22 protein-coding genes are annotated in these 23,295 nt (G+C 33.3%); 14 read left to right on the top strand and 8 right to left on the bottom strand.

The window, feature by feature from the left end:
* Positions 1-16 precede the first annotated feature (16 nt).
* Positions 17-1,057 (bottom strand): C45 family autoproteolytic acyltransferase/hydrolase, encoded by a 1,041-nt coding sequence (locus tag M1D64_RS04410; protein ID WP_129320914.1) that lies wholly within the window; start codon positions 1,055-1,057, stop codon positions 17-19.
* A 616-nt stretch (positions 1,058-1,673) separates the two neighbouring features.
* Between M1D64_RS04410 and M1D64_RS04415 the strand changes: the two genes are divergently transcribed.
* Positions 1,674-1,844, top strand: a complete 171-nt coding sequence (locus tag M1D64_RS04415; RefSeq protein WP_206237105.1) for a hypothetical protein — start codon at positions 1,674-1,676, stop codon at positions 1,842-1,844.
* Positions 1,845-1,970: 126 nt separating this feature from the next.
* Here M1D64_RS04415 and M1D64_RS04420 read toward each other — a convergent pair whose 3' ends face one another.
* Positions 1,971-2,375 carry a YolD-like family protein gene (locus M1D64_RS04420; protein ID WP_002482807.1) on the bottom strand — a complete coding sequence of 135 codons (405 nt, stop codon included), beginning with the start codon at positions 2,373-2,375 and terminating at the stop codon, positions 1,971-1,973.
* Positions 2,376-2,507: 132 nt separating this feature from the next.
* On the opposite strand from M1D64_RS04420, the gene pglS reads away from it, so the two are divergent.
* The gene (gene pglS / locus M1D64_RS04425) at positions 2,508-3,545 is read left to right on the top strand and encodes a 6-phosphogluconolactonase (protein ID WP_129320913.1); all 1,038 of its coding nucleotides are present in this window, start codon (positions 2,508-2,510) and stop codon (positions 3,543-3,545) included.
* A 140-nt stretch (positions 3,546-3,685) separates the two neighbouring features.
* Here the strand turns inward: pglS and M1D64_RS04430 are convergent, their stop codons facing one another.
* From M1D64_RS04430 to M1D64_RS04445, 4 genes are all read right to left on the bottom strand, one after another.
* Entirely contained in the window at positions 3,686-3,778 is a 93-nt protein-coding gene (locus tag M1D64_RS04430; protein ID WP_129320912.1) for a type I toxin-antitoxin system Fst family toxin, read from the bottom strand.
* 300 nt (positions 3,779-4,078) lie between these two features.
* On the bottom strand, positions 4,079-5,458 hold the full coding sequence (locus M1D64_RS04435; protein ID WP_129320911.1) for an aldehyde dehydrogenase: 1,380 nt from the start codon (positions 5,456-5,458) through the stop codon (positions 4,079-4,081).
* Positions 5,459-5,603: 145 nt separating this feature from the next.
* On the bottom strand, positions 5,604-6,533 hold the full coding sequence (locus M1D64_RS04440; protein ID WP_011302751.1) for a manganese-dependent inorganic pyrophosphatase: 930 nt from the start codon (positions 6,531-6,533) through the stop codon (positions 5,604-5,606).
* Positions 6,534-6,589: 56 nt separating this feature from the next.
* Positions 6,590-7,141: a cysteine hydrolase family protein gene (locus M1D64_RS04445; RefSeq protein ID WP_011302752.1), complete on the bottom strand. Its 552-nt coding sequence runs from the start codon at positions 7,139-7,141 to the stop codon at positions 6,590-6,592.
* A 136-nt stretch (positions 7,142-7,277) separates the two neighbouring features.
* Between M1D64_RS04445 and M1D64_RS04450 the strand changes: the two genes are divergently transcribed.
* Together M1D64_RS04450 and M1D64_RS04455 are read left to right on the top strand one after the other, a co-directional pair.
* Positions 7,278-8,360, top strand: a complete 1,083-nt coding sequence (locus tag M1D64_RS04450; protein WP_075340058.1) for a glycosyl hydrolase family 28-related protein — start codon at positions 7,278-7,280, stop codon at positions 8,358-8,360.
* A 134-nt stretch (positions 8,361-8,494) separates the two neighbouring features.
* Positions 8,495-10,054 carry an SLC13 family permease gene (locus M1D64_RS04455; protein ID WP_480977556.1) on the top strand — a complete coding sequence of 520 codons (1,560 nt, stop codon included), beginning with the start codon at positions 8,495-8,497 and terminating at the stop codon, positions 10,052-10,054.
* A gap of 120 nt (positions 10,055-10,174) precedes the next feature.
* Here M1D64_RS04455 and M1D64_RS04460 read toward each other — a convergent pair whose 3' ends face one another.
* Together M1D64_RS04460 and M1D64_RS04465 are read right to left on the bottom strand one after the other, a co-directional pair.
* Entirely contained in the window at positions 10,175-10,978 is an 804-nt protein-coding gene (locus tag M1D64_RS04460; RefSeq protein ID WP_002482814.1) for a prephenate dehydratase, read from the bottom strand.
* 39 nt (positions 10,979-11,017) lie between these two features.
* Complete coding sequence (locus M1D64_RS04465; RefSeq protein WP_011302756.1) at positions 11,018-12,082, bottom strand: nitric oxide synthase oxygenase; 1,065 nt, start codon at positions 12,080-12,082, stop codon at positions 11,018-11,020.
* A 223-nt stretch (positions 12,083-12,305) separates the two neighbouring features.
* Between M1D64_RS04465 and M1D64_RS04470 the strand changes: the two genes are divergently transcribed.
* From M1D64_RS04470 to ligA, 10 genes are all read left to right on the top strand, one after another.
* On the top strand, positions 12,306-13,775 hold the full coding sequence (locus M1D64_RS04470) for a nicotinate phosphoribosyltransferase (RefSeq protein WP_037538105.1): 1,470 nt from the start codon (positions 12,306-12,308) through the stop codon (positions 13,773-13,775).
* Positions 13,768-14,589: an ammonia-dependent NAD(+) synthetase gene (nadE, locus tag M1D64_RS04475; protein ID WP_002482817.1), complete on the top strand. Its 822-nt coding sequence runs from the start codon at positions 13,768-13,770 to the stop codon at positions 14,587-14,589. Before M1D64_RS04470 ends, nadE begins: the two co-directional genes overlap by 8 nt.
* An 85-nt stretch (positions 14,590-14,674) precedes the next feature.
* The gene (locus M1D64_RS04480) at positions 14,675-15,253 is read left to right on the top strand and encodes a DUF2179 domain-containing protein (protein ID WP_037538142.1); all 579 of its coding nucleotides are present in this window, start codon (positions 14,675-14,677) and stop codon (positions 15,251-15,253) included.
* The gene (locus M1D64_RS04485) at positions 15,250-15,438 is read left to right on the top strand and encodes an NETI motif-containing protein (protein ID WP_002482819.1); all 189 of its coding nucleotides are present in this window, start codon (positions 15,250-15,252) and stop codon (positions 15,436-15,438) included. Before M1D64_RS04480 ends, M1D64_RS04485 begins: the two co-directional genes overlap by 4 nt.
* A gap of 214 nt (positions 15,439-15,652) precedes the next feature.
* Positions 15,653-16,948: an adenylosuccinate lyase gene (purB, locus tag M1D64_RS04490; protein ID WP_041079959.1), complete on the top strand. Its 1,296-nt coding sequence runs from the start codon at positions 15,653-15,655 to the stop codon at positions 16,946-16,948.
* An 86-nt stretch (positions 16,949-17,034) separates the two neighbouring features.
* Positions 17,035-17,337: a YerC/YecD family TrpR-related protein gene (locus tag M1D64_RS04495; RefSeq protein ID WP_002482821.1), complete on the top strand. Its 303-nt coding sequence runs from the start codon at positions 17,035-17,037 to the stop codon at positions 17,335-17,337.
* 248 nt (positions 17,338-17,585) lie between these two features.
* Complete coding sequence (locus M1D64_RS04500; RefSeq protein ID WP_145437480.1) at positions 17,586-18,260, top strand: M15 family metallopeptidase; 675 nt, start codon at positions 17,586-17,588, stop codon at positions 18,258-18,260.
* 118 nt (positions 18,261-18,378) lie between these two features.
* Complete coding sequence (gene pcrB, locus M1D64_RS04505; protein ID WP_011302762.1) at positions 18,379-19,068, top strand: heptaprenylglyceryl phosphate synthase; 690 nt, start codon at positions 18,379-18,381, stop codon at positions 19,066-19,068.
* Positions 19,068-21,284, top strand: coding sequence for a DNA helicase PcrA (gene pcrA, locus M1D64_RS04510; RefSeq protein ID WP_037538117.1), 2,217 nt, complete (start codon positions 19,068-19,070; stop codon positions 21,282-21,284). Before pcrB ends, pcrA begins: the two co-directional genes overlap by 1 nt.
* A gap of 3 nt (positions 21,285-21,287) precedes the next feature.
* Positions 21,288-23,291, top strand: coding sequence for an NAD-dependent DNA ligase LigA (gene ligA / locus M1D64_RS04515; protein WP_145437481.1), 2,004 nt, complete (start codon positions 21,288-21,290; stop codon positions 23,289-23,291).
* The last annotated feature ends 4 nt before the right edge of the window (positions 23,292-23,295 follow it).

Here is a 23,295-nt window from a genome sequence, read left to right on the forward strand (position 1 = left end):
TTTTTTCCTTTTGATATTAATATGTTGCAAAGGTTAATTCGGTATCAATTTGACCTGTGAGTTCGTTTATGTTCAAAGATTCACCATTCAACCATTGTTGAAAGTCAATTTCCACAGGTGCCTTATTCTCACCTAAAGTAATATGAGCGGTTAGCGATTGAGGTTCATACATACTTGTGTGTATCGTGCCAGACCAACTTTTAAATAATTTACTGTAAATTTCAAATTCAGGGTTATTAAAAAGTTTGAAAGCATCCATTTTCCCTAATTGAGCAGGTGTTTGTTTAATTAACCTATCTAAACGCTCTGTTGATTCTTTTGTATAATTTCTATTTTCATGCGTTAATAATTTAAAGTGATTTGTACAAGTATGATCATAACGCACATCGATGGAACGTGGTGTAACTTCAATGATTGCGTGGTTTAAATATTTATCCATAACAATGTAGCTAAATGAACTTCTATGAGGTATTTCTTTTAATAATTTAATAGCTTCAGGAACATCTTTACAGTACTGTAATACAAGTCTGCCAATCATGTAGCATACAAAGCCGTCACCGGGATGTTTACGATGCATAAAATTATACCCCATTGCTAATCCAGCCTCATTCATGCCATCCATTCTACCCGTGATACGAGATGTTGGCCCAATTTGAGCTAAACCACCATCATTGGGTTGAAACAATAAATAGCGACCATCATATGTGGCAGGGTGATAATCATAATTACGTACCATATAATCGTTACCTAAATAGACAGTGCAACCGCTATTTTTCAAAGGTGTAAAGCGGTAATGGGCAAAATTTAAAATCATTTGACGTGTAGGTAAATTAAGCACTTCCTGCATACCTCTGATTTCTTCCCAGATTTGAGGTGCGTAAGTTTGAAAAATATCATAAGTCTCTTTGATGTGAATATCAAAGCGTGGCATACGTTTTTTCCATTCTTGTTCTCTATTTTTTAATAGTGGTGTATGTTGCATCCATTGTGCAGTTTGTACACCTAGGTCGAAATGTGAACCACGATGCGTTAAAATATCTGATTTTACTTTTTGCATTTCAAAATCTCCTATGTTTAAAGTGTAGTCTTACAAAATTGTAACTTTAATGTAACGTAGTGTTAATTGCATTACAGGGTACTAGACCTTATCATTAAGAATAACAACGATGACTGATTAAGGAATTATACTTTTAATGAGGTGATTGTTAATGGCTAACTATTATGATGCTATTAAAGATGCAGTATCGACTTGGTGGAGATAAATCAAATTACGATGGGAGTGAGCCTGATATATTCAGCTCACTCTTTTTTGGTTAAACCACCTTCAATGATAGTGATAGCGCAAATTTCTATCAATTAAGCATAATCACTGGAATGTTTATGAATCTATATATATTAAAAGCAAAACAAGTTTGAATTTTTTCATGTTCATGATTATGTTTAAATGCTTATAAACGTAATACGCATGTTTATCTGAATATTAAAGTAGTAAGAACCTTTGGTAGATAACAATTTTTTTATGTTTTGTTGAAGCATTAATACAATAATATCATAAAATTACGACTTTCATATGTTGATTTAAATTAATGAAAAGTGGGTATATATTTATTGATGTAATCAAATATGCTATCATTAATAATAGTGATGTTAATAATTTATTGAGGTGAAACAGAATGTGGAATTTTATTAAAGGTTTATTTAAATTTGTACTCGGTACAATCCTAACTGTATCATTAGCAGCAGGCATTGGTGCAGTTGTATTTGCTTATATTTTCAAAAAAGACTTTGAAGATATCGAAAGCAAAACAAAAGAAATTATTTCAGATATCGAATCTAATAATTAATTGATTGAAAATGAATAGGTTTTTTACATTGAACTGTCGATAATATTATCGACAGTTTTTTTATGCTATTCATATCGCTTGTATGCCCTATAGAATACTTGCCTATGCTTAAATATGGTTGGCTAACTAGTTATCTATCGTGATTTTTGTAATATCAAAAAGGGACAATTTGATTGTGTTTGAAGTTTTTAAAAGGTATCCTTCTAAAAACATTTGCGTCATATCTATATTTTTAATTTTAACAGTTATATTTTCTAGCCATCCGTCTTTATAATATTCAATATGTACAAAAGTATCTGAATGTAAGGCTTGATGGAGTTGTAAATTAAGTTCGTTTAGCTGGTCATCTGACAGTATTGGACGATCAATTTTATTTTGATCTATTAAATATTGTTGAATACTTTCGAATTGTTCAGGTAAAGTAGCAAAGGGCGCCCATTTGACCATGCCACGGCCTTGCGGTATATTGGGATTCAACTGTTCTCTAGGTATTTTTCTATAATCTGTTTCTTGATTCTTGTAGTCATTCACTTATTATCACTCCAATCAGTATATATCCATTATACGAACATACGTTCTATTTTTCAAGTGGTTAAATCATTATATTGTCTTTTGCCCAAAATCTTTATTAAAATATGAGTATAATAATATGGAGGGGTTTACATGACGACAATAGGTTATATTGGAACATATACAAAAAAAGAAGGTAAAGGGGTTTACCGTTTCCAACTAGATGAAGAAAATGGCAAGATAACGGAAGTTAAAACAGGCTATGAACTAGAAGCATCAACATATGTAAATCAACATAATCATTTTTTATATGCTGTAACTAAAGAAGGCGATGATTGTGGTATTGCTAGTTTGAAAATAGAGTCAGATGGTACATTAAGTCTGATTAACAAATGTCTAGCGTCAACTGCTGGAAATGGTTGCTATGTATCTGCATCACCGGATGGAAAATATATATTCGAAGCAATTTATGGTGCTGGTTTAGCAAGAATTTATGAAGCAAATCCAGAAACAGGAGAAATTGTTCGTCTAATACAAGAATTAGCGCATGATTATCCAACTGGTCCTTCTGAAAGACAAGAGCAACCACATGTCCATTATCTCAACACAACACCAGATGAAAAATATGTTGTGGCAATGGATCTAGGTACAGATAAAGTGATTACGTACGAATATGGAGATGACGGTTTAAAAGTATACGATACTATAGATTTTGAGCCTGGAGATGGCCCAAGACATATTACGTTCCATGAAAATGGAAAATATGCTTACGTTGTACATGAGTTATCAAATATCGTAAGTACTTTAAAATATGAGAATGGTCATTTTACTGAAATCGAAAGACATTTAACAATTCCAGAAAACTTTGATGGTGATACTAAATTGGCAGCAGTGAGAATATCGCATGATCAAAATTTCTTATATATAAGTAATCGCGGTCATGATAGTCTTGCTATATTTAAAGTAGGAGACGAGGGTGCAACAATTTCATTAGTAGACATCGTTAAAAGTGGTGGAGAATTTCCACGTGACTTCAATATAACTGAATCTGATGATTATTTAGTTTGTGCACACCAAGAAGGCGATTATGCTCTGACCGTTTTTAAACGTGATAAAGTTACTGGAAACATAGAAATCGTTGATAATCAAGAAACGGCACCAGAAGGTGTTTGTGTACAGTTTCTAAGATAATATACTTTGCATTTTTATTATGAATGGTGTTATAATGCAGTTAACAAATAGTGTACTAACATGATAAACACCGAGCCCGGTAGCTACTACGAATAGCTATCGGGCTCTTTTTGGTGTATTGGCACTGCCGTCGTCAGTCGTCAGTCACGATTATTCAGCCAATAAGAAAATAATGTGACAATAATACCTACTACGATAGGTGCTATAAACGTTACAAATAGTGTACTGAACATGATGTCACCTCCTTCCATGCTAAAATCAGCACAGAAGTAGAACGACGACTTTTCAATTATATCATTTGTAGCATCTTAACCATAGAAGATAAAAGGGGATCGTTTGTTTAAAATCGTCGATGACATAAAATAGGAGAGTAATCATGAAATAGAAAATAATATGCTTAAGAACATCCAGGCCAATACTTAAGTAGTGACTATATAACATAAATGAGAGTGGAACAGAAATTATAAAATAAAGATTTCTGTTCCACTCTCATTAGCTACAGTTTATAGCCCAAGCCTATAAAAAGGTGTTTATTATTTATTGAAAAATGTTTTAATATACTTAAATTTTCCTTTGTAAGGTGGAAAGAGTAGGCTTGACTCTAATCGAGTTGATTTAAATATATAAGATTTATCATGACTGAATGTGTCAAAACTAAATTTGCCGTGATATTGACCAATACCGGAAGCACCAACACCACCGAATGGTAAGTTTGGATTTGCTAATTGCATCAATGTATCGTTGATAGCACCGCCACCAAAAGAAATTTCATTTAGAACACGTTCTGTTGCGTTTTCATCTTCACTGAATAGGTAAAGGCTGAGTGGCTTAGGTTTCGTATGAATTAAATCAATCGCTTCATCAAAATCGTCATAAGTAATAATTGGTAGTATAGGACCGAAAATTTCACCTTCCATAATTTTATCATTAAATGTAATACCATCTAATAAAGTAGGTCCGATATAGTTTTCAGCTGAATCAGAATGGCCACCAAAAACAATTTCCGATTTGTGTACACCTAATAAATCGTTTAAACGGTCAAAATGCGTTTGATTTACGATACGTCCAAAGTCAGGACTTGCTTGTATTTCTTTACCATAAAATTCTGTTATTGTATTTTTTAAAGCTTTAATCAAGTCTTCTTTGACTTTACGGTTTACAAGAACATAATCTGGAGCGACACATGTTTGGCCAGCATTAGTGAATTTACCAAAACTGATGCGTTCACTAGCGACTTTGATATTAGCGGTTTCGTCTACGATGACAGGTGATTTGCCACCTAATTCTAAAGTGACAGGTGTTAAATTGGTACTTGCTGCTTGATAAACAATTCTTCCAACGCGTTCGCTTCCGGTGAAAAAGATATAATCGAAGGGTAAATGAATCAGTGACTGTGTAGTATCGGCGTCACCTTGGCAAATACTGATGTATTCAGGCTCGAACACATCTTCAATAATATTTTTTACAACTGCTGACACATGTGGCGTGAATTCCGAAGGTTTAATGATTACAGTATTGCCTGCAGCTATAGCACCTATAAGCGGTTCAATAAGCAATTGGAATGGATAGTTAAATGGCCCAATAATTAGTACTGTGCCATATGGTTCTTTAACAATATAACTTTTGGTAGGAAACATATAAAGCGGTGTATTAACCTGTTTCTTTTTAGCCCAGTTTTTTAATTCTTTACGAGCCGTTTTGATATTTTTTAAAGTAAAGCCGATTTCTGTTGCATAGGCTTCTACTTTGTTTTTACCTAAATCTTCTTGAAAAGCATTTAATAATGCATCTTCATGATTTTTAATACTTTTGCTTAGGAGCTTTAGTTGTTTTTTTCTGAATTTAAGATCCTTGGTCGCATGTGTATTAAAATATTGTTTACTATTATGGAAAGTTTGTTCTATTGAATTCAAATGTATTCCTCCTAGTACGAATGGGTGTCCAATATACTTATATTGATAAAAAACTGGAACATATCAACTATGTCCCAGTATAATGAATTGTAAAAACTTAATATGTTGAATAAATTGTACGAAGTGTTGTGTTAATAAAGATGTATTACTTCGTTAATGCTTCTGTAATTTGTGGTACAACTTGTTTTTTACGTGAAACGACACCTGGTAAGAAGGCAGTATTATTATCAAGTGTTACATTGAAGGCAACGCCGACTTTATCTTTTTCGGCGCCAACAACAAGAATTTTAGAATCACTATTAATAATGTCAGTAACAACTAATACAAATAAATCATATTTTTCATTGGCGCTTACTTCAAGCATTTCTTTTTCTAATTCTTCTTGGCGTGCAAATACTTCATCAATATCTACTGTATTTACTTGACCAATACGTGTAACAAAATCTCCCATATTAAATGATTTTGCGTCCATAGATAAAATATCAGAAACAGATTTATCTTTTGTAGAAGCACCAGCTTTTAACATTTCTAAGCCATATGATTCTAAATCAACATTAGCAATTGATTTTAATGCTTCTGCAGCTTGTACATCTTGCTCAGTACAAGTAGGTGATTTGAATAATAGACTATCTGAAATAATTGCAGATATCATTAAACCAGCAATTTCAGGTTTGATTTCAAATCCACGTTCTTTATACATTTTGTATAAAATTGTTGCAGTACAGCCAACTGGTTCAGCACGGTAATATAAAGGTGCTGCAGTTTCAAAGTTAGCTATTCTGTGATGATCGACAACGTGTTGAACAGCTGCATCAGCAATTGAATCAGCACTTTGTTGGAATTCATTATGGTCAACTAAAATGACATTTTGATCGGCTAAATCATCATTTAGTAACTCTGGTGCAGTTACATTAAAATGATCTAAAGCATATTGTGTTTCAGGGCCTACTTCGCCTAAACGGTATGCAGTAGCCTCAGCATTACCTGTTTGTTGTTCAAAATCTGCCATGATAATAGCAGATGAAATTGCATCTGTATCTGGATTTTTATGTCCGAAAATATAAGTTTTTGCCATATCTAAATTCTCCTTATTTTAAGTAGTTAATGTTATTCTAGCATGATTTCGCATTGTTATTCTACTTCAGCACCTAGTGAATTTTTAAAATGATCTAATGCCCACTCGTGACCTGAAGGATTAAAGGAAGCGACACCTCTATGTGAAATGGAAATACCATATCCTAAGTTGTATGCGCTGATTGCAGTATGGAGTACACAAATATCCGTACAAACGCCAACGATTTCTAAATGATTAATATTTCGCTCACGCAACATTAAGTCTAAAGGTGTACCGCAAAATGAATCATAACGTGTTTTATCTAAATAGTGGATATGATCGTTAAATAAAATATTTTGATAAATATCATTTACTTTACCATAAAGTTCACGACCAAATGTACCGATGATATTATGTGGTGGAAACAACTTACTTTCAGGATGATATTTATTTTCTTCATAATGCAAATCCATCATAAAAAAGATATCAGATTGCTTTTTGTTATAAACTTCGATTCTTTCCACTATGTAGCTTTCAATTTGTTGACCTGGAAGTCCACAAGTTAATTTTCCATTTTCAGCTACAAAATCATTTGAATAGTCTACTACAATTAACGCACTTTTTTTCATATTATGGTTACACTCCCAATATTAAATATAATAGTAATTATATACTAAGATGATAAATCATTAAAGATATAGTAAACGCGTTTAAAAAACATATTTATGTTAATTATTAAGTAATAACGATGAAAGGAACTGGCCTATGATTATTAATGCAAAACAATTTGGTTTAAAAGGGGAACACAAATGGGCAGATACACGTGCAATGCAAAAAGCACTTAATTATGCAAAGAAAAATAAAGGAACAACGATATATGTGCCTCAAGGAGAATATCATATTCGCAAGCCGCTTGTGATATATGAGGCAACAACATTACTTTTAGATGATAAAGCAATTTTAAAAAGATGCGGTAAAGATACATTATTGAAAAACGGACGTCGTTTTAAATCGTATTATGGTTATAACGGAAATAGTTATATTCATATAGCAGGTGGCACGTTTGATATGAATGGGTACGACTACCCTTATAATAATACGACGATGTGCATGGGACATGCATGTGACGTTCAAATTGTAGATGTTACTTTTAAAGATGTGGTTGGAGGACATTGTTTGGATGCATGTGGAGTGAACGGTTTGTACATCAATCAATGCAAGTTCTTAGGTTTCAATGATCCGGATGGCACAAGATTTTTTTCTGAAGCGGTGCAGTTAGATATACAAGTTTCAGGTGCTTTTCCAAAATTTGGTGCAACTGATGGGACAATTACGAAGAATGTCATAATAGAAAATTGCTATTTTGGTAATTCAGAAACACCCGGTATGCAACCTTGGAACCGAGCAATTGGTTCTCATGCAAGCCGTTATCATAAATACTATGACAATATTCATATTCGCTATAATGTTTTTGAAAATATGAAACAATATGCACTCACACCATTGAAAAATAAAAATACGTATATTCACCATAATGTTTTTAAAAATTGTGAGGGCGGTATACGCTTTTTAGCTGTAAAAGATGGGAAAAATGCGAAAGATATGAAAGGTAATGAAAGGGGGACACAAGCAGGAAACAATTTAAATATTTTCCAAAATCAATTTATAGGAGAAATGCGTAAAGAAGCTATACGTATTCAAAGTTATAATAATATCAAACATGAAAATATCGTTATAGCAAAAAATGAATTTGATCATGAGTCACAAAGCGTGTATTTAAAGGATATCAAACATCTTTACATATCTAACGAAGCCGATATCAGATTCAAAAAAGTAAATATAGATTGATTATCATTTGTAAATTGAATAATAAATAATGGTGATGTAAACGATTTAAAATTATAAACCAATTTGAAATATATTATGTTATACTCTAATAAATTATTGTGAATATTCTGATAATAATTTAAAGGGGGAGCTTGATGAATAATTTAAATAAAGGGGATATGAGAAGGTCGCAGTATTTGATGTTTTTCTCAAATAAAAAAGAGAATAAATCTTATAATGTTGGTCAATTAGTAGGGTTAATTTTAGGTCCTTTGCTCTTTGTACTAACATTGTTGTTATTTCAACCTGACAATTTATCTGATAAAGGTGTATTTGTCTTAGCTATCACATTATGGATTGCCACTTGGTGGATTACCGAAGCGATTCCAATTGCTGCTACAAGTTTATTACCTTTGATATTACTTCCAGTTGGTCATGTGCTCAATCCAGAAGAAGTATCTGCTCAATATGGTAATGACATTATTTTCTTATTTTTAGGGGGCTTTATTCTAGCTATTGCAATGGAAAGGTGGAATCTACATACTCGGGTAGCGCTCCGAATCATTAATACATTAGGTACGAGTACAGGAAGCATATTATTAGGCTTTATGATAGCAACCGGTTTTTTATCCATGTTTGTTTCGAACACTGCAGCGGTTATGATTATGATACCTATTGGTTTAGCAATTATTAAAGAAGCAAATGAATTGAAAAACGGAGATACAAAACCTGAAAGTATTTCTAAATTTGAGCAAGCATTAGTCTTAGCGATAGGTTATGCAGGTACGATTGGTGGTTTAGGTACATTAATTGGAACACCACCATTAATTATATTAAAGGGGCAATATCAATCAGCTTTTGGTGAAGAAATTAGCTTTGCAAAATGGATGATTATTGGTGTACCAACAGTCATCGTCTTACTGTTTTTAGTTTGGATATATATTCGTTACATTGCGTTTAAACATGATATGAAAACATTGCCAGGTGGGCAAGATTTAATTAGAAAAAAATTAAGTGAACTTGGAAAAATGAAATATGAAGAGAAAGTAGTATTGATTGTATTTTTACTTGCTAGTTTTTTATGGATAACACGAGAATTTTTATTAAAGCATTGGACATTCACTTCAGAAGTTGCTGATGGGACGATTGCCATGTTTATATCTGTCTTATTATTCTTAATTCCTGCTAAAAATAAAGAAAAGCATAAACGTATTATAGACTGGGAAGTAGCTAAGGATTTACCATGGGGAGTATTAATTTTGTTTGGTGGCGGTTTAGCACTAGCAAAAGGTATCTCAGAAAGTGGTTTAGCGAATTGGCTAGGAGAACAATTAAAGTTAATTGAAGGTGTCAGCCCATTGGTTATTGTGCTTGTAATTACAATTTTTGTCTTATTCTTAACTGAAATCACATCCAATACAGTTACAGCTACAATGATATTACCGATCTTAGCCACATTATCTGTCGCAGTTAATGTGCACCCATTGTTACTCATGGTTCCTGCTGCTATGGCAGCAAATTGTGCATATATGTTACCAGTAGGAACGCCTCCGAATGCCATTGTATTTGGCACTGGCAAAATCAGTATCAAAAAAATGGCATCGGTTGGTTTTTGGGTGAATTTATTAAGTATTGTCGTAATCGTGTTGGTTGTATACTTCTTAGTGCCACCTGTTTTAGGTATAGATGTTACACAACCATTGCCATTGAAATAAAAGAAGCGTTTGTAACAAAACTTTGTTACAAACGCTTCTTTTCATATTCAACATGATAACAAGATGAAGTTTTGCTATGAAAACATCTAAACAGTTGTATGGGACAGTTACTAGCAAGAATTAATTGAGTTTATTAAAGGTACCTATAATCGTGACTTGAAAGTCTAAAGTATTAAGTATCTTTATCACTTTTGAAAGGTCTTCGGAAATAGGTGTGTCTGCTTGAACGAAAAAGTGATACATACCTAATTGCGTTTTTAATGGACGAGATTCAATCCAAGACAAGTTAATATTAAATAATACAAACGTATTTAATATACTGGCTAATAGACCCGGTTTATCAAATTTCGGTGTAATTAATAACATCGTGTCGGTTGCTTGTTCGATGTGTTTTGGTTGATTACTGACGACTAGGAAACGAGTGACGTTATGTGGATAATCTTCAATGTTTTGTGCAATTGATGTATAGCCATAAGCTTCACCGCTACCTAAAGGTGCGATTGCACCAACATTTTGTGAAATTTTATCTAAACTTTTAATTGTACTGTCTACATAAGCAATATCAAATCCATGCGCTTGTATATATTGGCTGGTTTGACTAATAGCAGGCCCAATTGAGTATACTGTTGAAATATCATTTACGGTTGCGTTTTCTGAACCATATAAAGCAAATTGTATATCTAAATGAAGTTCACCTTGTGTATATATATTCTGTTGTGTTAATGCGTCGGCTACGATATTAATCGTACCTTCTATTGAATTTTCTATAGGCACAACAGCAATACTTTGACTATCTTCTGAAACAGATGCGACGACTTCGTATAAATTAGATTTTGGAACAAATTCAATTTCTGATTCTGATTTATATTGTGTCGCAGCTAAATAAGAAAATGTGCCCTTTGGTCCTAAATAATAAAGTTTCATGTAATGTAACCCCTTGTTTATCTAAATATAGTGAATCATTTAATGGAATGGACAACCTGAGTCTTCGGTTTTTTTATAAAAGAAATTAGGTTCTTTCATCACATTTTTGTATCCGTGATGATAATTGGGCACCAATGTGGGAGACAAAGAGGGTGCTAACCAAGACCATTTACCAGTAACTTCTCTATCGTGTTTCGTTTCATTCATTTCGAATCTTTCAAATTGTTTAGATGCTGTTAAATGATCGACGATAGAGACGCCAGCATTTTTAAAAGAATGATACACAGCATCGTTTAATTCAACCAATGCACGATCTTTATTGAAAGAATTATTTTTAAGTGTATCAAATTCAAATGCTTCTGCAACACTTTCTAACAAATTATAGCGATAGACATCAGTAAAATTACGAACGGCAATTTCATTTACCATATACCAACCGTTAAATGGCGCAGTAGGATAAGTGATGCCACCAATTTTTAAATCCATACTTGAAATAATAGGGACGGCATACCATTTTAAACCGAGTTGTTGCAGTTTGGGGAATCTGTCATGTGTAATAGATACTTCTTTAATTAAATTTTTAGGGTATTCATGATATTTTATTTTGCTATTTGGCATTTTGTAAATTAAGGGCAAAATATCAAAATGTGTATACTGACCTTGCCATCCAAGATGTTGTGCTAATTTGGTAATCTTTTTCTCAGCTGGATCTCCACATGTTTCGTACCCTGCGTATCTAATTAATTGATTGTTATAAATTTGCGGGGGGTTATCTTTTGAGAAAATTGTGATGTAAGGTTTGATTCTTCCATTATTAGTCGCAATGTCAATATGGTTTTCAATTGCTTCTATAAATTCATCTTCACTTTGTATGTGTCTTGCATCAGACACAGTTAAAGAATCCCAAAAAAATCGTCCGATACAACGATTGGAATTTCTCCATGCCATTTTGGCTCCATAATTCAATTCTTCAAATGTATGCTCATAAGTGCCAGTAGAAAGGATAGCTGACTCAATTTCAGCAATTCGTTCTGTTATTTTATTTTTATCATAATTTAATTCATTATACATGGTTTCTATAAAAGACTTAGCTTCATTTAGCATTAAAAACACCTCATAAATATTATATATCATTTTTAAATTTATAAAATGATAAAACATATAACTGTTATGACTTTGTCGTTAACCATGTCACATTTTAAACAAATTTTAAATAAATAACTGATATCTTTACTTCTATTTTGAATTCGTAAATCAGTCCTATTTAAAGTGCTAACAATACTTCATTTATGCTAAAATGATGGAAAAGCTGATTGGAGAGATGGTTGTGTACCAATATGAAGATGATACATTAGTGTTGCATAATGATTTATATCAAATAAATATGGCAGAAAGTTATTGGGATGATGGGATCCATGAGCGTATGGCAGTGTTTGATCTATATTTTAGAAGTATGCCATTCGATAGTGGGTATGCAGTGTTTAATGGATTAAAACGTGTTATCGAATATATTAATAATTTTCATTTTTCAAAGTCAGATATTGAATATTTAAAATCAATAGGGTATCAAGACGACTTCTTAAATTATTTGAAAAACTTGAGTTTTACTGGAAGCATACGTTCAATGCAAGAAGGAGAACTTTGCTTTGGAAATGAGCCATTGCTTAGAGTAGAAGCACCACTCATCCAAGCTCAATTGATAGAAACAATGCTTTTAAATATTGTTAATTTTCATACATTAATTACGACAAAAGCAAGCAGAATTAGACAAGTTGCACATGATGATATGTTAATGGAATTTGGTACGCGCCGAGCGCAAGAAGCAGATGCAGCATTGTGGGGAGCTAGAGCTGCATATATAGGAGGCTTTAACTCAACTAGTAATGTACGCGCTGGTAAGTTATTTGGGATACCTGTTTCAGGGACGCATGCGCATGCGATGGTTCAAACATATGGTGATGAATACATAGCATTCAAAAAGTATGCTGAGAGACATCAAGATTGTGTGTTTCTAGTAGATACCTTCCATACATTAAAATCTGGTGTGCCAACAGCGATTAAAGTTGCTAAAGAATTAGGCGATAAGATTAATTTTGTTGGTATTCGACTAGATTCAGGTGATATTGCCTACCTCTCAAAAGAAGCACGACGTATGTTAGACGAAGCAGGATTTACTGATGCAAAAATTATTGCATCTAATGACTTAGATGAACAAACGATTACGAGTTTAAAATCACAGGGCGCTAGAGTAGACTCTTGGGGTGTAGGAACTAAATTAATCACGGGTTACGATCAACCAGCATTAGGTGCTGTTTATAAACTCGTTGCTGTAGAAGACAGTGATGGATCATACGTTGACCGCATTAAGTTATCAAATAATGCAGAAAAAGTAACGACACCAGGTAAGAAAAAGGTGTATCGCATAATAAATAAAAAAACGAATAAGGCAGAAGGAGATTACATTACTTTAGAACATGAAGATCCATACGATGAATCGCCTTTGAAATTATTCCACCCAGTACACACATATAAAATGAAATTCATAAAATCATTTATTGCTAAAGACTTACATCATGACATCTTCATAGATGGAGAACTTGTATATGATTTACCAAATGAAAATGAAGCACAAGCCTATTTGAAAGATAGTCTCGCATATTTATGGGACGAGAATAAACGTCACTTAAACCCACAGGAATATCCGGTTGATTTAAGTACGTTATGTTGGGAAAATAAACACAAACGTATCTTTGAAGTTGCAGAACATGTTAAAGAGATGGAGGAAGAAAATGAGTAATTTACAAGATATAGTTGTGAAAGAAATGAAAGTGAAACCATCGATTGAAAGTAAAAGTGAAACACGACATATTATCCAATTTATAAAAAACTATGTTCAATCGCATTCGTTTATTAAATCTTTAACACTAGGTATTTCTGGTGGTCAAGATTCAACTTTAGCAGGTAAATTATGTCAATTAGCAGTAAACGAACTGAAAGAGGACGGCAATGATTGTGAATTTATAGCTGTTAAACTCCCTTATGGTGAGCAAAAAGATGCTGCAGAAGTAGAAGACGCATTAACTTATATCCAACCAGACAAAATTATAACTGTAAATATTAAACCAGCTGTGGATCAAAGTATTCAGTCGTTGAAAGAAGCTGGTGTGAATCTAACAGATTTTCAAAAAGGCAATGAAAAAGCAAGAGAACGGATGAAAGTTCAATTTTCTATTGCTTCTAACCAAAAAGGGATTGTCGTTGGTACGGATCATTCCGCTGAAAATGTCACAGGCTTTTACACAAAATATGGTGATGGGGCTGCAGACATTGCACCTTTATTTGGTTTGAATAAGCGCCAGGGGAAACAGCTCTTAGCGTATTTAGAAGCGCCTAAGCATTTGTATGAAAAAACGCCAACCGCTGATTTGGAAGATGACAAACCACAATTGCCTGATGAAGAAGCATTGGGTGTAAGTTATGATGATATTGATGATTATCTAGAAGGCAAATCTGTACCAAGTGAATCTAAAGAAATAATAGAAAATCATTATATAAAAAATGCGCATAAACGAGAATTAGCTTATACAAGATACACATGGCCTAAAAATTAATTTAATTCCGATAACTTTTTAGTGACAAACGAAATCGTAGTTGATAAAATTACTTGAATTTAATGTAAGAGAAAGGAAAATGGTCATGTCAGTAATAACATCTAATCCATGGTTAATGGTTTTAGCAATTTTTATTATAAACGTTGCTTATGTGACGTGTCTTACAATGAGAACAATCTTAACACTTAAAGGATATCGCTATGTAGCTGCCATTGTCAGTTTCTTAGAAGTACTTGTATATGTTGTTGGATTAGGTATGGTCATGTCTAGTTTAGATCAAATTCAAAATGTGTTCGCATACGCTTTTGGATTTTCAATTGGTATCATAGTAGGCATGAAGATAGAAGAAAAACTTGCGCTTGGCTACACTGTTGTAAATGTGACATCATCAGAATATGAGTTAGACTTACCAAGACAATTAAGAGATTTAGGTTATGGTGTAACCCACAATACAGCATATGGTCGAGATGGCAAACGCTTAATATTACAAATTTTAACGCCAAGACGTTTTGAATTTAAATTAATAGATACCATTAAGCAAATCGATGAAAAAGCATTTATTGTGGCATATGAACCACGTCAAATACACGGTGGTTTCTGGGCGAAAGGTGTTAGAAGTAAAAAACTTAAGCAATACGATACGGATGAAGTTGAAAGTATATGAAAAAACAGCAAAAATTTAAAGTCGCAGATAACGAGACGATTCAAGATTGCTTACAACGTATGCGTGAAGCGGGGTATGCGCCGGTCAAACGGTTCGAAAAGCCAATTTATAAAGAGAATAAAGATGGCAGTTTAGAAGTATTGAAGCAAGAAATTGAATTTGTAGGAAAAATGATAGAGCAATAATTTATGAACCGTTATGGATCATCGTATCCGTAGCGGTTATTTTTGGAATGTGTAAATATTTTATAAAGATGACTTAAAAGCCTTATACTTTTTAATATAATTCTGTTAAACTATTACTGAAAAGGTAAACACGAACTTTTAGTCTGAATTATTTATTAATGTACATGTTTTAATGGAATCAAACTAAATTTATGTATGATAGGAGCTTATTTCAATGATTGAACGTTATTCTAGAGAAGAAATGTCTAATATTTGGACGGATCAAAATCGCTATGAGGCATGGTTAGAGGTAGAGATACTTGCATGTGAAGCATGGAGCAAATTAGGTGATATTCCAGCTGAAGATGTTAAGAAAATACGTGAAAATGCTAAAGTAGACGTCGCTCGCGCACAAGAAATTGAACAAGAAACACGTCATGATGTAGTTGCGTTTACAAGACAAGTTTCTGAAACATTAGGTGAAGAGCGCAAGTGGGTCCATTATGGTTTAACTTCAACAGATGTAGTTGATACTGCATTAAGTTACGTCATCAAACAAGCAAATGAAATTATTGAAAAAGACTTGGAACGTTTTATTGATGTATTAGCACAAAAAGCGAAAGACTATAAATATACTTTGATGATGGGACGTACACACGGTGTTCATGCTGAACCAACTACTTTCGGTGTGAAAATGGCCTTATGGTATACAGAAATGAAACGTAATTTAGAACGTTTTAAACAAGTAAGAAAAGAGATTGAAGTTGGTAAAATGAGCGGGGCAGTTGGTACATTTGCGAACATTCCTCCAGAAATTGAAGCCTATGTGTGTGAGCATTTAGGATTAGATGCCGCACCAGTGTCTACGCAGACACTACAACGTGATCGTCACGCATATTATGTTGCAACATTAGCTTTAATTAGCACTTCAATGGAAAAATTTGCTGTAGAAATTCGTAATTTACAAAAAACAGAAACACGTGAAGTAGAAGAAGCATTTGCAAAAGGTCAAAAAGGTTCATCTGCCATGCCACATAAACGTAATCCGATTGGTTCAGAAAATATCACTGGTATTGCACGTGTAATCAGAGGATACGTTACAACAGCATATGAAAACGTGCCATTATGGCATGAAAGAGATATTTCTCATTCATCTGCAGAACGAATTATGTTACCAGATGTAACCATTGCATTAGATTATGGATTGAATAGGTTTACAAATATTGTAGAAAGACTAACTGTCTTCGAAGATAATATGTTAGCGAATATAGATAAAACATTTGGTTTAATATACTCTCAACGCGTATTATTAGCATTGATTAACAAAGGTTTGGCACGTGAAGCTGCATATGATAAAGTACAACCAAAGGCTATGGAATCTTGGGAAACAAAAACACCATTTAGAACTTTAATTGAAGAAGATGCAACAATTACAGACTTACTAACAAAAGAAGATTTAGATGAGTGTTTCAATCCAAAGCATCATCTAAATCAAGTGGATACAATTTTCCAAAGAGCTGGTTTAGAATAATAAAATTTTTCAAGTGAAATCGTTACACTTTAATGTACTAATACGTTAAAATAAGATTATATTGAAAAATACAGGGGTTGTTTTAAATGCAAATAGAAAAACTTAGAGGAAAAGCATTAGATGAACTGTTCGATGCAATATTGACACTTGAAAATAGAGAAGAGTGTTATGAATTCTTTGATGATTTATGTACAGTGAACGAAATCCAATCATTATCACAACGATTACAAGTTGCAAAAATGATTAAACAAGGTTACACATATGCAACCATCGAACAAGAATCAGGTGCATCAACAGCGACAATTTCTCGTGTGAAGAGATCACTACAATGGGGTAATGATGCTTACACGATGATTCTTGATCGTATGAATATAGAAACGGCCGATTAATGATTTAAACCATAAATTTTATCAAATGACGACTAGGTATAGTAACCAAAGTCGTCATTTTTTTATACAATGATGGATTTGATTTTAAAATATGAGATATTATAACAATTTGATTGTCTGGCATTTTGTATTATTTTTGCGGTTTATAACATTGAAGAAGGGTAATGAAATATGTAGCAGACATTTATGAAAATGGGATTCCATTTTAAAATAGGCGATGGTTTTTATAGAATGAAAGGAAGAGAGCTATGTCAAAAAAAGTGATGCTTTTTCTGTTCATTTTAGTATGTTTATGTCTTATTGTTATTTTTATTATGATTCTATCAGCTAATAATTTTAAACCAACTAATGACAATATTGGTAAACCCAAGAATGCCTTACCACTCAAATATGAAAACAATGGTGTAACTTATGTCAATGGTCATGTCATTGTGAATAAACAACTTGCACTTCCGGCGAAATATAAACCAGGCGAAAATAAAATAGCTAAAAAGCAACTAAACAAATTATTGAAGCAAGCAGAAAAAAGAAATTTAGATTTGACCATGACAAGTGGATATAGAAATTTTGAGAATCAAGAAAAAGTGGTAGATACTTTTGTTGAGAAGGATGGTAAGCAAAAGACAACTAAATATGCTGCTAAACCTGGACATTCTGAACACCAAACAGGTTTAGCATTTGATGTAGGAACAAGCCAACCATTAAATGATTTTCATACAGATTTTGAAAAAACTAAAGAAGCACAATGGTTAGCTAAACATGCAGCCAATTATGGTTTTATTATTAGGTATCCTAAGAACCAATCAAAACAAACTGGCTATGCTTATGAACCATGGCATTTAAGGTATGTAGGACCTCAATTGGCAAAAACAATCAATGAGAAAAATACAAATTTAGAAAGCTATTACCATCTTAATAAGTAATATCAAGATGATGCAAAATCACCTCAGAAATTTGGGGTGATTTTTTCTTCAGTATTTTAGAACTCGAGACATAAAAATGATATAATCATATGTATGCTAAAAGAAGGAGAAACATATCATGACTGACATGAATAAGTGGAGACATATTTTTAAATTGGACCCCGCAAAGCCCATCAGTGACGAAGATTTAATGAAAATTTGTACATCAGATACGGACGCAATTATGATTGGTGGAACGGATGACATCACTGAAGAAAATGTTGCGCACTTAATGCATAAAGTTAAATGTTATTCATTACCAATAGTACTTGAAATATCTAATCTTGAAAGTGTTGTACCTGGCTTTGACTTATATTTTATTCCAACTGTTTTAAACAGTAGAGATGTAAAATACCATAATGGTTTATTACTAGAAGCGTTAAAGTCATATGGTACATTGATAGATTTTAATGAAGTTGTGTTCGAAGGATATGTGGTACTTAATCCAGATTGCAAGGTAGCCAAATTAACGCAAGCTGACACGATGATAGATGATGAAGATATTGAAGCTTATGCACAAATGATTAATGATATGTATCAACTACCAGTTATGTATATAGAGTATAGTGGTGTGTATGGCGAAACTAACTTGGTAAAGGCAGCAGCAGACATGTTAACGGAAACACAATTATTTTATGGTGGCGGTATTAGTAACTACGAAGAAGCAGAAATGATGGCTTCTATTGCAGATACAATCATTGTCGGAAATATTATATACGAAGATATAAACAAAGCACTAAAAACAGTTAAAGTAAAGGAGACACATTAATGAATGCATTAGTAAACAAGATGAATGATGAACAGAGTCAAGCAGTACGTACGACAGAGGGGCCACTACTAATTATGGCAGGTGCCGGCTCAGGTAAAACACGTGTGTTAACCCATCGTATCGCATACTTGCTAGATGAAAAAGACGTGTCTCCGTATAACGTCTTAGCGATTACTTTTACTAATAAAGCAGCAAAAGAAATGAAAGCACGTGTTGAAACATTAGTTGGAGAACAAGCTCAGGTATTGTGGATGTCTACATTCCACTCAATGTGCGTGAGGATTTTAAGAAGAGATGCAGACCGTATTGGTATAGAACGTAACTTTACAATTATTGATCCAACTGACCAAAAATCAGTGATTAAAGATGTACTGAAAAATGAAAATATAGATAGTAAAAAATTCGAACCTAGAATGTTTATCGGGGCGATAAGTAACCTTAAAAATGAATTGAAAACACCTGAGGATGCACAAAAAGAAGCAAATGACTATCATGAACAAATGGTTGCAACCGTTTATAAAGGTTATCAAAGACAATTATCTAGAAATGAAGCACTTGATTTTGATGATTTGATCATGGTGACGATTCGATTATTCGAACGTGTACCAGATGTATTAGATTATTATCAAAATAAATTTCAATACATTCATGTCGATGAATATCAAGATACGAATAAAGCACAATATACTTTAGTTAAATTACTTGCCGCTAAATTTAAAAATTTATGCGTTGTTGGAGATTCAGATCAATCAATTTATGGTTGGCGTGGTGCAGATATCCAAAATATTCTTTCTTTTGAAGAAGATTATCCAGAAGCCAAAACGATTTTCTTAGAACAAAATTATCGTTCTACAAAAAATATATTAAATGCAGCGAATGAAGTCATCAAAAATAATTCAGAACGTAAACCGAAAGGGTTATGGACTGGTAATACGAGTGGCGATAAAATTCATTACTATGAAGCTACGACTGAGCGAGATGAAGCTGAATACGTCGTGCGTGAAATTATGAAACACCAAAGAAATGGTAAAAAGTATCAAGATATGGCCATTTTATATCGTACAAACGCACAATCACGTGTACTTGAAGAAACATTTATGAAATCGAACTTACCGTATACTATGGTTGGTGGTCAAAAGTTCTATGACAGAAAAGAAATTAAAGACTTATTAAGTTACTTACGTATTATTGCAAATAGTAATGATGACATTAGTTTACGTCGAGTAATCAATATTCCTAAACGCGGCATCGGTCCATCATCTGTAGATAAAATTCAAGCATATGCGGCACAAAATGATTTAAGTATGTTTGATGCATTAGCAGAGGTTGATTTTATAGGACTATCTAAAAAAGTGACGCAAGAATGTATTAGTTTTTATGATGTTATGCAAAATTTAATTAAACAACAAGAATTTCTTGAAATTACAGAGATTGTAGAAGAAGTATTGACTAAGACAGGCTTTAGAGACATGTTAGAACGTGAACAAACGCTCGAATCTAGAAGTAGATTAGAAAATATCGATGAATTTATGTCTGTACCTAAAGATTATGAAGAAAACACACCCCTAGAAGAGCAATCGCTAATTAACTTTTTAACTGATTTATCACTGGTTGCTGATATTGATGATGCTCAAATTGAAGATGGTATTACGCTCATGACGATGCACTCTGCCAAAGGTCTTGAGTTTCCAATTGTATTTATAATGGGTATGGAAGAATCTTTATTCCCACATATCAGAGCGATTAAGAGTGATGATGAACATGAAATGCAGGAAGAAAGACGTATTTGTTACGTTGCAATAACACGTGCTGAGGAGACCTTATACTTAACACATGCAACATCTAGAATGTTATTTGGTCGTCCTCAATCCAATATGCCTTCGAGATTTTTAAGAGAAATTCCTGAAGATTTATTGGAAATTGAATCTAAAGGTAAATCAAAATCTCAAGCACAGGCAACGAGCAATCGTTTCCAGAATGCTACCAAACAACCTGCTAAACGAGCGCATAGCCAACGTGCTACTGCAACAAAACAAAAGCAATCAGCTACCAATTGGAATGTTGGTGATAAAGTAATGCATAAGTCATGGGGCGAAGGCATGGTAAGTAATGTAAAAGAAAAAAATGGTTCTGTCGAATTAGATATTATCTTTAAATCTGAAGGACCAAAACGCTTGCTAGCACAATTTGCACCTATTGAAAAAAAGGGGGAGTAACAAGTGGCTGATATACAATCGCGTGTAGATGAGTTGCATAGATTATTAAATCAATATAGCTATGAGTACTATGTGAAAGATAATCCATCAGTACCTGATAGTGAGTATGATAAATTACTCCATGAATTGATAGATATAGAAACGCAACATCCAGAATATCGTACTGCGGATTCACCTACAGTTAGAGTAGGTGGTAGTGCGCAGTCCACATTCGAAAAAGTGAATCATGATACGCCTATGCTTAGTTTAGGTAATGCGTTTAACGAAGAAGATTTAAGAAAATTTGATCAGCGTATACGTGATAATATAGGAAATGTTGAGTACATGTGTGAATTGAAAATTGATGGACTTGCAGTTTCATTAAAATATGAGAACGGTCGATTTGTTCAAGGTTTAACTCGTGGGGATGGCACCACGGGCGAAGACATTACTGAAAATTTAAAGACAATACACGCGATACCATTAAAAATTAATGAAAGTAGAACTTTTGAAGTCAGAGGCGAAGCGTATATGCCTAGAAAGTCTTTTGTTAATTTAAATGAAGCGAAAGCTGCGAATGAAGAACAGCCATTTGCTAATCCAAGAAATGCAGCAGCTGGTTCATTACGACAATTAGATTCAAAGTTAGCTGCCAAACGTAAACTGAGCGTTTTCTTATATAGTGTGAATGATTTTACCCAGTTTAATGCAGATACTCAAAGTGAAGCATTAGATGAACTTGACCAACTAGGCTTTAAAACAAACCAAGAACGTCAACGCGTTCAAACGATAGAAGAAGTTATGACTTACATTGACAAATGGACAGAACAACGTGAAAACTTGCCTTATGATATTGATGGTATTGTTATTAAAGTCAATGCTTTAGAACAACAGGAAACATTAGGCTTCACTCAAAAATCACCGCGCTGGGCTATTGCATATAAATTTCCCGCTGAAGAAGTGGTTACGGAATTATTAGATATTGAATTGAGTATTGGTAGAACAGGTGTTGTTACACCCACAGCTGTTCTTGAACCAGTTAGGGTAGCAGGTACAACCGTTTCTCGCGCTTCACTACATAATGAAGATTTAATCCATGATAAGGATATAAGAATAGGTGATAGCGTTGTAATTAAAAAAGCAGGCGACATCATACCTGAAGTAATTAAAAGTGTATTAGACAGACGACCTGATGATGCAGAAATCTATCACATGCCTTCACATTGTCCTAGTTGTGAACATGAATTAGTTAGAATAGAAGGCGAAGTGGCATTGCGTTGTATTAACCCTAAATGCCAAGCGCAATTAGTAGAAGGATTAATTCACTTTGTTTCACGACAAGCGATGAATATAGATGGCTTAGGAACTAAAATAATCCAACAGTTATATGAAAATGAGAAAATAAAAGATGTAGCTGATATTTTCTATTTGACGAAAGAAGATCTTTTACCACTGGACCGTATGGGCGAGAAAAAAGTAGATAATTTACTCAATGCTATTGAAAAAGCTAAATCGAATTCATTAGAACAATTATTATTTGGTCTTGGTATTCGACATTTAGGCGTTAAAGCTAGCCAAGTGATTGCTGAAAAATATGGAACGATAGATGAACTGTTTCATGTGACGGAAGAAGCGTTAATGGATATTCATGATGTGGGGCATAAGCTAGCTCAATCTGTAGTAACTTATTTAGAAAATGAAGATATACGTGCATTAATTGATAAATTAAAAGCAAAAAATGTTAATATGATTTATAAAGGTGTTAAGACAACAGAATTAGAAGGACACCCAGATTTTAAAGATAAAACAATTGTCCTAACTGGTAAGTTATATCAAATGACAAGAAATGAAGCATCCAATTGGTTAGCATTACAAGGTGCAAAAGTAACCAATAGCGTAACAAAAAATACCGATTTGGTCATAGCAGGTGAAGATGCTGGTTCTAAACTAGCTAAAGCAGAAAAATTTGGTACAGAAATTTGGTCAGAAAAAGCTTTTGTTCAGAAACAAAATGAAATAGAGGGATAGAGGA

This window comes from Staphylococcus sp. Z5-21, from assembly GCF_056529615.1.

What these genes read in the sequence shown, in the direction of transcription:
- purB (WP_041079959.1), top strand. Translation starts at nt 15,653, where the DNA reads ATGATTGAACGTTATTCTAGAGAAGAAATGTCTAATATTTGGACGGAT.
- M1D64_RS04415 (WP_206237105.1), top strand. Translation starts at nt 1,674, where the DNA reads ATGTGGAATTTTATTAAAGGTTTATTTAAATTTGTACTCGGTACAATC.
- M1D64_RS04455 (WP_480977556.1), top strand. Translation starts at nt 8,495, where the DNA reads ATGAATAATTTAAATAAAGGGGATATGAGAAGGTCGCAGTATTTGATG.
- M1D64_RS04460 (WP_002482814.1), bottom strand. Translation starts at nt 10,978, where the DNA reads ATGAAACTTTATTATTTAGGACCAAAGGGCACATTTTCTTATTTAGCT.
- M1D64_RS04500 (WP_145437480.1), top strand. Translation starts at nt 17,586, where the DNA reads ATGTCAAAAAAAGTGATGCTTTTTCTGTTCATTTTAGTATGTTTATGT.
- M1D64_RS04430 (WP_129320912.1), bottom strand. Translation starts at nt 3,778, where the DNA reads ATGTTCAGTACACTATTTGTAACGTTTATAGCACCTATCGTAGTAGGT.
- M1D64_RS04465 (WP_011302756.1), bottom strand. Translation starts at nt 12,082, where the DNA reads ATGCTAAATGAAGCTAAGTCTTTTATAGAAACCATGTATAATGAATTA.
- M1D64_RS04450 (WP_075340058.1), top strand. Translation starts at nt 7,278, where the DNA reads ATGATTATTAATGCAAAACAATTTGGTTTAAAAGGGGAACACAAATGG.
- M1D64_RS04440 (WP_011302751.1), bottom strand. Translation starts at nt 6,533, where the DNA reads ATGGCAAAAACTTATATTTTCGGACATAAAAATCCAGATACAGATGCA.
- nadE (WP_002482817.1), top strand. Translation starts at nt 13,768, where the DNA reads ATGAGTAATTTACAAGATATAGTTGTGAAAGAAATGAAAGTGAAACCA.
- pcrB (WP_011302762.1), top strand. Translation starts at nt 18,379, where the DNA reads ATGACTGACATGAATAAGTGGAGACATATTTTTAAATTGGACCCCGCA.
- M1D64_RS04445 (WP_011302752.1), bottom strand. Translation starts at nt 7,141, where the DNA reads ATGAAAAAAAGTGCGTTAATTGTAGTAGACTATTCAAATGATTTTGTA.
- pglS (WP_129320913.1), top strand. Translation starts at nt 2,508, where the DNA reads ATGACGACAATAGGTTATATTGGAACATATACAAAAAAAGAAGGTAAA.
- M1D64_RS04485 (WP_002482819.1), top strand. Translation starts at nt 15,250, where the DNA reads ATGAAAAAACAGCAAAAATTTAAAGTCGCAGATAACGAGACGATTCAA.
- M1D64_RS04495 (WP_002482821.1), top strand. Translation starts at nt 17,035, where the DNA reads ATGCAAATAGAAAAACTTAGAGGAAAAGCATTAGATGAACTGTTCGAT.
- pcrA (WP_037538117.1), top strand. Translation starts at nt 19,068, where the DNA reads ATGAATGCATTAGTAAACAAGATGAATGATGAACAGAGTCAAGCAGTA.
- M1D64_RS04480 (WP_037538142.1), top strand. Translation starts at nt 14,675, where the DNA reads ATGTCAGTAATAACATCTAATCCATGGTTAATGGTTTTAGCAATTTTT.
- M1D64_RS04410 (WP_129320914.1), bottom strand. Translation starts at nt 1,057, where the DNA reads ATGCAAAAAGTAAAATCAGATATTTTAACGCATCGTGGTTCACATTTC.